The organism is Citrobacter sp. Cpo221 (assembly GCF_030332345.1).
GTDB lineage: Bacteria > Pseudomonadota > Gammaproteobacteria > Enterobacterales > Enterobacteriaceae > Citrobacter > Citrobacter portucalensis.
The window spans coordinates 1-12,063 of record NZ_JAOWIA010000050.1; the positions used below are offsets into that span (position 1 = coordinate 1).

The 12,063-nt window shown below is 50.4% G+C and carries 11 protein-coding genes and 1 other annotated feature; of the genes, 4 read left to right on the forward strand and 7 right to left on the reverse strand.

Annotated features, from left to right (window positions below; genetic code table 11):
* Positions 1 to 68: 68 nt before the first annotated feature.
* The gene (locus OGY72_RS11485) at positions 69 to 1,049 is read left to right on the forward strand and encodes an IS5-like element ISKpn26 family transposase (protein ID WP_000019450.1); all 981 of its coding nucleotides are present in this window, start codon (positions 69 to 71) and stop codon (positions 1,047 to 1,049) included.
* A gap of 423 nt (positions 1,050 to 1,472) precedes the next feature.
* The gene (locus OGY72_RS11490) at positions 1,473 to 2,189 is read left to right on the forward strand and encodes a YebC/PmpR family DNA-binding transcriptional regulator (protein WP_063940825.1); all 717 of its coding nucleotides are present in this window, start codon (positions 1,473 to 1,475) and stop codon (positions 2,187 to 2,189) included.
* A 433-nt stretch (positions 2,190 to 2,622) separates the two neighbouring features.
* On the opposite strand, the gene OGY72_RS11495 is transcribed toward OGY72_RS11490, so the two are convergent.
* Positions 2,623 to 3,060 carry a hypothetical protein gene (locus OGY72_RS11495; protein WP_232794654.1) on the reverse strand — a complete coding sequence of 146 codons (438 nt, stop codon included), beginning with the start codon at positions 3,058 to 3,060 and terminating at the stop codon, positions 2,623 to 2,625.
* Between the two features lie 258 nt (positions 3,061 to 3,318).
* Here OGY72_RS11495 and OGY72_RS11500 point away from each other — a divergent pair, with 258 nt between their 5' ends.
* Both OGY72_RS11500 and OGY72_RS11505 read left to right on the forward strand, forming a co-directional pair.
* Complete coding sequence (locus OGY72_RS11500) at positions 3,319 to 3,594, forward strand: hypothetical protein (RefSeq protein ID WP_003833349.1); 276 nt, start codon at positions 3,319 to 3,321, stop codon at positions 3,592 to 3,594.
* 186 nt (positions 3,595 to 3,780) lie between these two features.
* Complete coding sequence (locus tag OGY72_RS11505) at positions 3,781 to 5,253, forward strand: GGDEF domain-containing protein (protein WP_003833346.1); 1,473 nt, start codon at positions 3,781 to 3,783, stop codon at positions 5,251 to 5,253.
* A 32-nt stretch (positions 5,254 to 5,285) separates the two neighbouring features.
* On the opposite strand, the gene trpA is transcribed toward OGY72_RS11505, so the two are convergent.
* The 6 genes from trpA to trpL form a co-directional block, all read right to left on the reverse strand.
* Positions 5,286 to 6,092 (reverse strand): tryptophan synthase subunit alpha, encoded by an 807-nt coding sequence (gene trpA, locus OGY72_RS11510; RefSeq protein ID WP_148361908.1) that lies wholly within the window; start codon positions 6,090 to 6,092, stop codon positions 5,286 to 5,288.
* Positions 6,092 to 7,285, reverse strand: coding sequence for a tryptophan synthase subunit beta (gene trpB / locus OGY72_RS11515; protein ID WP_003020645.1), 1,194 nt, complete (start codon positions 7,283 to 7,285; stop codon positions 6,092 to 6,094). Before trpB ends, trpA begins: the two co-directional genes overlap by 1 nt.
* Before the next feature lie 10 nt (positions 7,286 to 7,295).
* Positions 7,296 to 8,654 (reverse strand): bifunctional indole-3-glycerol-phosphate synthase TrpC/phosphoribosylanthranilate isomerase TrpF, encoded by a 1,359-nt coding sequence (trpCF, locus tag OGY72_RS11520; protein WP_198579234.1) that lies wholly within the window; start codon positions 8,652 to 8,654, stop codon positions 7,296 to 7,298.
* 3 nt (positions 8,655 to 8,657) lie between these two features.
* The gene (gene trpD / locus OGY72_RS11525; protein ID WP_003020639.1) at positions 8,658 to 10,253 is read right to left on the reverse strand and encodes a bifunctional anthranilate synthase glutamate amidotransferase component TrpG/anthranilate phosphoribosyltransferase TrpD; all 1,596 of its coding nucleotides are present in this window, start codon (positions 10,251 to 10,253) and stop codon (positions 8,658 to 8,660) included.
* Positions 10,253 to 11,815, reverse strand: a complete 1,563-nt coding sequence (locus OGY72_RS11530) for an anthranilate synthase component 1 (RefSeq protein WP_286547777.1) — start codon at positions 11,813 to 11,815, stop codon at positions 10,253 to 10,255. The genes trpD and OGY72_RS11530 overlap by 1 nt, the downstream gene beginning before the upstream one ends.
* 23 nt (positions 11,816 to 11,838) lie before the next feature.
* Positions 11,839 to 11,933, reverse strand: a sequence feature (Trp leader region).
* The gene (gene trpL / locus OGY72_RS11535; protein ID WP_012905981.1) at positions 11,910 to 11,954 is read right to left on the reverse strand and encodes a trp operon leader peptide; all 45 of its coding nucleotides are present in this window, start codon (positions 11,952 to 11,954) and stop codon (positions 11,910 to 11,912) included. It overlaps the preceding feature by 24 nt.
* Positions 11,955 to 12,063 lie beyond the last annotated feature (109 nt).

Sequence of the window (12,063 nt, forward strand, 5' to 3'; positions counted from 1 at the left end):
GGAAGGTGCGAACAAGTTCCTGATATGAGATCATCATATTCATCCGGAGCGCATCCCAGAGGGACATCATGAGCCATCAACTCACCTTCGCCGATAGTGAATTCAGCACTAAGCGCCGTCAGACCCGAAAAGAGATTTTCCTCTCCCGCATGGAGCAGATTCTGCCATGGCAGAATATGACCGCTGTCATCGAGCCGTTTTATCCCAAGGCGGGCAATGGCCGACGGCCCTATCCGCTGGAGACCATGCTGCGTATTCACTGCATGCAGCATTGGTACAACCTGAGCGACGGTGCCATGGAAGATGCCCTGTACGAAATCGCCTCCATGCGCCTGTTTGCCCGATTATCCCTGGATAGCGCCCTGCCGGATCGCACCACCATCATGAATTTCCGCCACCTGCTCGAGCAGCATCAACTGGCCCGTCAATTGTTCAAGACCATCAATCGCTGGCTGGCCGAAGCAGGCGTCATGATGACCCAAGGCACTTTGGTGGATGCCACCATCATTGAGGCACCCAGCTCTACCAAGAACAAAGAGCAGCAACGCGATCCGGAGATGCATCAGACCAAGAAAGGCAATCAGTGGCACTTTGGCATGAAGGCCCACATTGGTGTCGATGCCAAGAGTGGCCTGACCCACAGCCTGGTCACCACCGCGGCCAACGAGCATGACCTCAATCAGCTGGGTAATCTGCTTCATGGAGAGGAGCAATTTGTCTCAGCCGATGCCGGCTACCAAGGAGCGCCACAGCGCGAGGAGCTGGCCGAGGTGGATGTGGACTGGCTGATCGCCGAGCGTCCCGGCAGGGTAAAAACCTTGAAGCAGCATCCGCGCAAGAACAAAACGGCCATCAACATCGAATACATGAAAGCCAGCATCCGTGCCAGGGTGGAGCACCCGTTTCGCATCATCAAGCGGCAGTTCGGCTTCGTGAAAGCCAGATACAAGGGGCTGCTGAAAAACGATAACCAACTGGCGATGTTATTCACCCTGGCCAACCTGTTTCGGGTGGACCAAATGATACGTCAGTGGGAGAGATCTCAGTAAAAACCGGAAATAACGCCAGAAATGGTGGAAAAAATAGCCTAAATAGGCTGATTCGATGTGTTTGCGGGAAAAAAATCGGCCCAGATCCGCGAAATTTTAATCAGCGAGTCAGCTTGGGAAGAAATGACCTGCTTATTCGCACCTTCCCTAACTTTAATAGCAAGTGTGTTTATCTGGAATATCACTTTTGTTTCTCTTCTCTTATGCATTATTGTTGCGGTTCATTTATTACGCACAAAAAACCTGAAGATAGTCAGGGGATAATTTATCCAAAATGTTAACTATTGATAAAATTAAAGTAACATATCGTAAAATTTGGATATTTTATTTTTCATGGACGAGGATTTATACGTCATGATATAATGTAATGCTAGGTTATTTACCTGTCGGCTATGTAAATGAATTTTTGAGGAGATCATTCCAGTGGGACGTAAGTGGGCAAATATTGTTGCTAAAAAAACAGCTAAAGACGGAGCAACGTCTAATGTATATGCAAAATTCGGTGTAGAAATTTATGCTGCTGCTAAACAAGGCGAACCAGACCCAGAATTAAATACATCTTTAAAATTCGTTATTGAACGTGCTAAACAAGCGCAGGTTCCAAAACACGTTATTGATAAAGCTATTGATAAAGCCAAAGGCGGCAGCGATGAAACGTTCGTGCAAGGGCGTTATGAAGGCTTTGGTCCCAGTGGCTCACTGATTATCGCTGAAACATTGACTTCAAATGTTAACCGTACGATTGCTAATGTCCGCTCAATTTTTAATAAAAAAGGCGGGAATATCGGAGCGGCTGGTTCTGTCAGCTATATGTTTGACAATACCGGAGTGATTGTATTTGAAGGGACAGATCCTGACCACATTTTTGAAATTTTGCTTAATGCTGAAGTAGATGTTCGTGATGTAACCGAAGAAGAAGGAAACATCGTTATTTATACGGAATCTACAGATCTTCACAAAGGCATTGCTGCTTTAAAAGCCGCAGGGATTACTGAATTCACTACCACAGAATTAGAGATGATTGCTCAATCAGAAATTGAACTTTCACCAGAAGATTTAGAAGTCTTTGCAGGGCTTGTTGATGCCCTTGAAGATGACGATGATGTTCAAAAAGTATATCATAACGTTGCAAATCTCTAATGATAGATTAAAAGAATCTGTCATTATGGCAGATTTTTTTAACTCATAGGGTTGTTATGAAGAAGAATGTCTGGCCAGATATGTTTATTCTAAAAAATAGATAAAAACCACTATCTTAAAAAAGAAAATGTAATAATTAAAATCTCTGGCCTTAACTTCTTAGGTACGCGATAAACGTTATACGTCCAATACGCCCCGCGATATCCTGAATCCACTCAGCGCTGCTATGAACAATTGAGATGTTAACTCCATCATTCCAGGTCATCCTGATGCAAGCACAACGTGAGTTCCTCGCTTATCGCTGTCCCGACAGTATGAGTGAAGCTTTTCATCAGACTTTTCATCAGATAGTCTGGTCCGCTTCACGCTCAGAGTCGTCCAGCGATTGACAGTCTCAGGCAGTATGGAAACAATGAGTACAAGTACACTGTTATTACAAACTCGGATATTTTCCATCGTCATCAACTAAAAAGATCTGAGATAGATACCAGGTATCATTTTCTTTGGACAATTGATATTCATAAATAGGTGAATAATACTGCCTTGATAATTTGGTCGTTACGACCGCTATTTTTTCAGTAATCTGAACCGATATGATCTTCTCTTGCTCAGGGTCATGACTAGACTCAGAACCAAAAGCTATAGGCTCGCTCTGAAAACCAGGTTTTGTATATTTTTTCAAAAGCTCATTCCAACCCTTCTGGGCCTGGAGCATAACTTCTTGCTTTCCGTCGTTCTGATTTCTCTGGAATGACTGGTCATTCCAATATTTATAATCCCTCTGGAAAGCGGTGACTACCTGTTCCGGAGTATTTGCCAGTATGTCCCCAGCGCTTAAAAATCCAACGCTTAACACAACTAATTTAATCAACAGATGTCTCAACAAGTTCACCCATATTTGGTATGCTTTAAACCAGTGTCTCGCAAGGGACTTTTTGAAGTCAACTTAATTAATAGTTGCACAACCAGGATGACTGAACTGTATAGATTCCGGGCATGCCTGACAGTGGTTAGCAACCAGGAAACATTCCCCTTGTTCTTTATTTAAAATTCTGGGGAAAACATCGAGCCTTTCTCCCCTTTGATGTAGTGCTACTCTTTAAGCAAACCAACTTTGAGGGTATTGATGATGATGTTGACCCGCCATCTGCTACAGCAAAAAATCACACTTCTGGAACCGTTCTCCGAAGATCAAACGGCAGCATTTGCCGTGAGTGCTGCACGTGAGTTATTGCTTTACATGGATAAAATTGAGGCGCTGGAGAAAATTATTGCGACTCCGGTTACACTACCTTATTGCAGCGCAAGTCCGGTTTGTGAGATTGAGGCGGGCTATGCCGCAGGCGTAAACGACTGCCGCGAGGCCATCCGGCGGGCAGGATATCCTATCGAAGGTGATGATTAGTTTGCGTTTATGTTAACAAATATGTGATTTTATTGTATAAATATGTAACCTAAGCGCGCGACTGCGGGCTACATCAACTTACCTGCTTCGGAGTGGCAAACATTCTCTATCAACGTACAACGCTGTTATGCAACAACATAAACGGGTAACCGATTTGGCAATACTGTTAACTATCAGGGTGGACTCGTGAAGATTGTGCAGGATAAGCTCAGAAACAGGCAGGCACTGCTGGTATCAGGGCTCATTACGTTGATATTTACTTCGTTGTTTCTGTTTATTATTTATGAACAGCGAATGGCCGCTGCCAGCGAAGGTGTCAACCGCCTGCAAGCGCGCATGATGGACATTTTTAACGATAACGAGCTGATCGCCGATGCGATTGGTGAGCGTTATCACCATATCAAAACGGGGGAACAATGCGGCGATATTTCAAAATTTGTTCTCCGGGATGAGGATGAATGGGGAATTAACGCCGATCCAAAGCGACTGCATTCGGCGACGGGGACAATGGTTGCCCAGCAAACCAGTCACAACGCGCTGTGTATGTATACGGCGGCTGAATTTATTCGCGGTATGGTCAATGAGCTAAACCCGGGCAGCTTCGATGCACATCGTTATATCATCGCCAAAAATTCAGATTATTTTTACTGGTTTATGGCTTCCGATTCACGCAATTTCAGTTTCTCAAATTCTGAAATGGCGCGGGATATCACTCAATTTTTCTACCCGCCCGTCGATTTCTATACCCGATTACTGCAAAAAAACGTCAAAAACAAAGCCCTTAGTTCGACGAATTTTTATACCGATAAAATTACCGGTGAAAAAGCTTACAGCGTGGTGAGTTATATCTACGATCTGTCTGGCAAAGAGATATCAGACCAAATCGTAGCCTATCTGGTCTATGACCATTCAAAGCCCGAATTGCAGGAAGCGTTAGCCCAGGCATTTGACAACCAAATTCCACCGGAGCTGAACGTGGAGTTGGTGAATTTAACAAACCATGAGAGTCTCTGTTTATCCGGCAAATGTACAAGTCAATCCCGCTTTATGGTGCGCAATTTTTCGGAGAAATATGCACTGCACTATTCGCTATCATTAGGTCGTTTTATGGTACGCGACACACATGCTGGGATCGTGATTCTGCTGGCGCCGTTCTTTTTCATCATGATCAGTTTCTCACTCAAATCATGGCTGAATGAAAGCGACCTCAAGGTTTATATCGATACTCTGACCGGCTGTTTTAACCGCCGAATACTCGACATTATCAAGCGTCGGGATTTATCACACTGTTCGGTGGTGCTACTGGACTGCAATAAATTCAAGGCCGTCAATGATACCTGGGGCCACGCGGCAGGCGATCGCGCGCTGCAAATTATCGCCAACAGGATGCTGTCAAACACCCGCACCAGCCACGATATTGTGATTCGTACCGGCGGGGATGAATTTATGATCCTGCTGTTTCGATCACAGGCAACTGACGCTATAGCAATCGCGCAACGTATTAGCGGGCAGGTGACCAGTCATGTGTTCGTTGTGGACGGCCATACCGTGCCATTGTCAGTATCGTGGGGAATTGCAGAGGTGAACGATGAACTGGATGTGGCCATTCAGAATGCGGATAGCGCTATGTATAGAATGAAGCACACGAAAGAAGGGTGAAACCGCCAGCTGTCACTGGCGGTTGATTTAACTTACTGCTGGGTGGCGGCTTTCATTGCGCTGACAAACGCTTTCAGTTCAGTCAGCATCTGATCCGGTGCCGCAACATTTTTCTCAATGATCTTCACAATTGCCGAGCCGGAAATTGCACCGGCAGCACCGGCTTCAATAGCACCAGCGACCTGTTCAGGCGCAGAAATACCAAAGCCCTGTAAAGAAGGCGGAGCATCATATTGTTTCAGCTTTTCAACCAGATGATGCAGCGGTAATGCCGCACGATTTTCTGCACCGGTCACACCTGCACGTGAAAGCAGATAAGTGTAGCCACGGCCATAAGAGGCAATCTGGCGTAGCAGTTCTTCATCAGCGTTCGGCGGGCAGATGAAAATCGGTGCGATGTTGTGGCGGAGCGCTGCAGTTCTGAACGGGGCAGACTCCTCAACAGGCACATCGGCTACCAACACAGAATCCACACCCACTTTTTCGCACTGGGCGTAAAACTCGTCAATGCCCTTGCTGAAGACCAGGTTGGCATACATCAGCAACCCAATGGGAATCGTCGGATGCTTCTGGCGAATCAGCGCCAGCATTTCAAAGCATTGCGACGGTGTGACGCCGGCGGCAAACGCTCGCAGGGTGGCTTCCTGTATGGTCGGACCGTCTGCCAGCGGATCGGAGAAAGGAATGCCGAGCTCAAGCGCGTCGGCACCGGCTTCAATCAGCGTATCAATGATTTTCAGTGACTGCTCAACAGACGGATCGCCCAGGGTTACGAAGGGGACAAAAGCGCCTTCTTTGCGGTCCTTCAGCTGTGCAAACAGGTTTTTGTAACGTTCCATCAGATTTCCCCTCGCGCTTTCAGAATATCGTGTACGGTGAAAATGTCTTTGTCGCCGCGACCGGAGAGATTAACCACCAGTAACTGTTCTTTTTCCGGATTTTCACGCATCATTTTCAACGCGTGCGCCAGGGCATGGGAGGACTCCAGTGCCGGAATAATTCCCTCGTGCAGACACAGCGTTTTGAAGGCTTCCAGTGCTTCATCATCGGTGATTGAAACATAATCTGCGCGGCCAATGCTGTTCAGGTACGCGTGCTGTGGCCCAACCGATGGGAAGTCCAGCCCTGCAGAAATAGAGTAAGACTCTTCGATCTGTCCTTCTTCGGTCTGCATCATCGGGGACTTCATGCCGAAGTAAATCCCGACACGACCATGCTTCAACGGTGCGCCGTGCTCTCCAGACTCAATTCCGTGACCGCCTGGCTCTACGCCAATCAGACCTACGCTGGTTTCATTAATAAAATCGGCGAACATACCGATGGCGTTAGAACCGCCGCCCACGCAGGCGATAACGGCGTCCGGCAGACGGCCTTCTTTTTCCAGAATCTGCGCCTTGGTTTCTTCACCGATCATGCGCTGGAACTCACGCACAATGGTCGGGAAGGGGTGCGGACCAGCCGCCGTACCGAGCATGTAGTGCGCGGTATCGTAGCTGCCAGACCAGTCGCGAAGCGCTTCGTTACAGGCATCTTTCAGCGTTGCGGAACCGCTGTGAACGGGGATAACTTCAGCGCCCATCAAACGCATACGGAAAACGTTAGGCGACTGACGTTCAACATCTTTCGCACCCATGTAAATACGGCATTTCAACCCCAGCAGTGCGCTGGCGAGAGCAGATGCAACACCGTGCTGACCCGCGCCTGTTTCGGCGATGATTTCCGTTTTACCCATGCGCTTCGCCAGCAACGCCTGACCCAGCACCTGGTTGGTTTTGTGCGCGCCGCCGTGCAGTAAATCTTCACGCTTGAGATACAGCGTTGTGTTGGTGCCTTGAGTAATGTTCTGGCACTTGGTCAGTGCGGTTGGGCGACCTGCATAGTTTTTCAGCAGGTCTGTAAACTGCGCCTGAAATTCAGGATCCTTTTGTGCGCTGACAAAAGCTTCTTCCAGCTGGCGCAGGGCAGGCATCAGAATCTGTGGCACATACATACCGCCAAATTCACCAAAGTACGGATTGAGTAATGTTGTCATGTCCTTTTCCTTAATATGCGCGCAGCGTCTGAAAGACCGAAGCCAGAAGACGTGCATCTTTAATGCCCGGCTGTGACTCTACGCCAGAATTGAAATCGAGACCGGCACAGCCGGTTTTTGCCGCGTCCACGCAGTTATCTGCGCCAAGTCCGCCTGCCAGTAAAACGTTATCCAGCGATTGTCCGCCTAAAAGTGACCAGTCAAAGCGTTGACCGCTGCCGCCCTGGCCGTTGTCGAAGACGTATTTATCGACATGCTGATAATCACGGGCTGGCAAAGTCTCGCTGACGCTGAGCGCCTTCCAGATTTGTACCTGTGCGGGCAGTACCTCGCGGAGGGCGTCAACGTAGGACTGGTCTTCGTTACCGTGCAGTTGCACGGCAGTTAGTCCCAGTTCCGCCGCTGTTGCGCTCACGTCGGTAATATCTGAGTTGCGAAACACCCCGACGTATTGCAGCGGCGCGCCGGTCATGACCTCTCGCGCTTGTTCAACGTTGACCGCGCGCGGTGATGTGGGGACAAAAATCACGCCGCCGTAAATGGCACCCGCTTCGTATGCCGCATTTGCATCCTGAGCCCGGGTTAAACCGCAGACTTTATTCTCGCCGAGCAGTACGCGACGCACGGCGGCGTGCAGATCATCATGCGACATCAGCGCGGAGCCAATCAGAAAACCGTTGGCGAAGTGGCTGAGCTCGCGCACCTGACCATAGGTGTTGATCCCGGACTCGCTGATGACGGTAACACCGTGACCCAGTCGCGGCGCCAGTTGACGGGTACGATTCAGATCAATCGACAGGTCGCGTAAATCACGGTTGTTGATACCAACGACTTTGGCGCCCAGTGCGATAGCACGCTCCAGCTCTTCTTCGTTGCTGACTTCGGTCAGTACGCCCATTTTCAGACTGTGGGCGACGGCGGCGAGTTGACGATATTGCTCATCATCGAGCACCGACAGCATCAATAAACAGGCGTCCGCCTGGTAGAAACGTGCCAGGTAAATCTGGTAAGGATCGATAATAAAGTCCTTGCACAGAATCGGCTGCGGTGCGATGCGGCTGACGATGGGCAGGAAATCAAAGCTCCCCTGGAAATACTTCTCATCGGTCAGTACAGAGATCGCGGAAGCATAATGTTTATAGACGCCAGCAATTTGTGCCGGGTCGAAATCATCACGGATCACGCCTTTTGATGGAGATGCCTTTTTGCACTCCAGAATAAAGGCGGTGCGCGCACCTTGCAGCGCATCGTAGAAATCACGTGAGCCAGGCTGAACATCATTTTGAAAGCTGGCCAGCGGTTGTTGCTGTTTGCGGGCTTCTACCCAAATCGCCTTGTCTGCGACAATTTTCGCTAAAACGGTTTGCATCATTTACCCTCTTGCTGCCAGTGCAGTGACGCGGTCATAGGCCGCACCGCTACGCAGTACATTAATCACGGTTTGCGCATTGGCTTTTAAATCTTCTTCACCGTGCAGGCGCATTAACATGGCGACATTTGCGGCAACAGCAGCCTCATGAGCGGCTTCACCTTTACCTTGTAACAAGCGACTAAGAATGTCACGGTTTTCTTCCGGCGTGCCGCCAGCCAGCTGTTCCTGGTGGTAAGGCGTCAGACCAAAGTCTTCTGCCGTCAGTTGATAACTCTTGATTTCCCCATCGTGCAGCTCTGCCACAATGGTCGGTGCATGCAGCGAAACTTCGTCCATGCCACCACTGTGAACCACGGCTGCCCGTTGATATCCCAGCACGCGCAGCGTTTCAGCAATCGGTAGCACCAGTTCCGGACTGTAAACGCCGATCAGCGCCAGCGGCGGATGCGCCGGGTTAATCAACGGGCCGAGCACGTTAAACAGCGTGCGGGTTTTCAACTGCTGGCGTACCGGCATGGCATGGCGAAAACCGGTGTGATATTTCGGCGCAAACAGAAAGCACACGCCGAGGTCGTCAAGCGCCTGACGGGATTTATCGGCGTTCATATCCAGATTGATGCCAAATGCCGCTAACAGATCCGAAGAGCCAGACTTGCTGGAGACGCTACGATTTCCGTGTTTGGCCACTTTCAGTCCGCAAGCCGCCGCAACAAAGGCGCTGGCGGTAGAAATATTGATACTGTTGCTGCCGTCGCCGCCGGTACCGACAATATCGGCAAACAGATAATCAGGGCGTGGGAACGGGGCTGCGTTTTCCAGCAGCGCGGTTGCCGCACCGGCAATTTCATTCGGGTGTTCGCCACGAATTTTCATGCTCACCAGCGCCGCAGCCAGTTGTTCCGGCTTCAGTTCACCACGAACCACGGCAGAGAACAGCTGGTGGCTTTCCTGCTGGGACAGCGTCTGGGCCTGGTACAGTTTCTCCAGAATGGGTTGCAGCGTATTGGTTTGTTCAAGCTTCTGTTGCGCCCAGGCCAGCGTTTGTTCCAGCAAACGTGCGCCCTGGGTAGTCAGAATGGATTCCGGATGGAACTGGAAGCCGCAGACGCGATCGGTATCGTGACGTACCGCCATCACCATGCCGTTAAAGTGGGCGTTAATGGTCAATCCAGCAGGAACGTTGCTGCCAACCAGTGAATGATAGCGTGCCACCGGCAGCGGATTCGCCAGACCGGCAAACATCGCCTGACCGTCGTGTTCAATGCTGGACGCTTTGCCGTGCAGGATCTCTCCGGCCTGACCCACATATCCACCATAGGCTTCAACAATGGCCTGGTGTCCCAGACAAATACCGATGATTGGCAGCTTGCCGCGCAAACGGGTTAATAGCTCCGGCATGCAACCTGCTTCGCTTGGCGCACCTGGGCCTGGAGAGAGCATCAGCACCGGATTTTTCATCGTTGCTAAGCGGTCAATCAACGTCTGGGCCGGAATATGGTTGCGGTAAATCACCACGTTGTGACCATTAGTACGCAGCTGATCCGCCAGGTTATAGGTAAAAGAGTCGATATTATCGAGCAGCAGAATGTCAGCCATTAGAAGGTCTCCTGTGCGTGGTGCGCGGTGGCGATAGCACGCAGAACCGCGCGCGCTTTATTACGGGTTTCATCGGCTTCAGACTGCGGTACAGAATCCAGAACAATCCCGGCACCGGCTTGTACGGTGGCAATACCGTCTTCCACGAGGGCGGAGCGAATGACAATACAGGTATCCAGATCGCCATGCGCCGTGAAGTAACCTACCGCACCGCCGTAGCTGCCACGGCGACGACCCTCTGCCTCGGCGATAAGCTGCATGGCGCGAACTTTTGGCGCTCCGCTTAACGTGCCCATATTCATACAGGCGCGGTAAGCGTGCAGCACATCCAGATCGCTACGCAGTTCACCAACCACGCGCGAAACCAGGTGCATAACGAAGGAGTAACGATCGACTTTGGTGAGATCAGCAACGTAGCGACTGCCCGGCGTACAGATACGCGCCAGGTCGTTACGCGCCAGGTCAACCAGCATCAGGTGCTCAGAAAGCTCTTTATGGTCGGTTCGCATCTCCAGCTCGATACGGCTGTCGAGGTCGCGGTCAAGCGAACCGTCCGCACGACGACCGCGCGGGCGAGTGCCAGCAATCGGGTAGATCTCAATCTGGCGGCTGGTGGCATCGTATTTCAGCGAGCTTTCCGGGGAGGCGCCAAACAGCGTGAAATCGTTGTCCTGCATGAAAAACATGTATGGGCTGGGGTTACTTTTCTTCAGCACATAGTAGGCCGCCAGCGGTGATGGGCAGGGGAGCGAGAAACGGCGGGATGGAACAACCTGGAAAATTTCGCCCGCGCGAATCGCTTTTTGCATGCCACGTACTACGGCGCCAAACTCTTCATCGCTCTGATTACACTCGCAGCGCATCTGCGGGACTTCAGTGACGGGCAACGGCGGCGCAGGCTCGGTAAGCTGCTGACTCAACTGCGTCAGACGGGCGTTAAGACGCTGTTTTTCCGCATCATTGGGGGTAAAAACACTGGCCTGAATACGAGTGCTTTTTTTCTGGTGGTCGATAACCATCAGCGTTTCTGCCAGATAGAAGCAGTAGTCAGGGCAACGGTTGCCCGCTTCAAGCTGAGGTAAATCTTCAAAACCGGCAACCAGGTCGTAGGAAAACAGACCGCCGAAGAACATCGCTTCACGATCTTGTACAGGAACATTCACCAGCTCCTGCAGTAAGCGGAAAGCGTCAAATACGGAAAGAGAACATAAGCGGGCGTCTTCATCCAGCAGCGGGCTGACAGCGGGGAATCGCAGATGACGACCATTCGGCTGTTTTTCATTCTCAACGCCAGCGGGCAGGGCTGCATCCAGTAGGGGCAGCAGCGATGCGCCGTTTGCGGATAATGCCTGAATGGTGACAGTGTCACCGAGAGCGGTAATGCGTAATGCGCTATCGACCAGCAGCAGGCTCTTCAGATCGTCTTTGCTGTCGATATCTGCAGATTCCAGCAGCAGTGTTGCTGGACGTGCGCCACACACCTGATGAAACAGCGCCGTCGGATTCTCTCGGTAGGCGGCATCGCAGGCAAGCAGTTCGAGTGTCGGTTTTTGAGTTTGCATCGTTATTCTCATTAATTTTGTTCAAAAAAAAGCCCGCTCATTTGGCGGGCCGGGTATCTGGTTGCATATTGCAGACGTAAGACACTGCCCGAAATCAGGAAGTGCGCCACCAACCGTGCAGAACAAATGTTGCTTTCATCTCAGATACCTTCTTCATGTGAACTTGCGTACTAGTTAACTAGTTCAATGGAATAAAGTCAACACCTGATTTCAGTATATTTGTCGAAACCGCTATGATGGGCGTGATA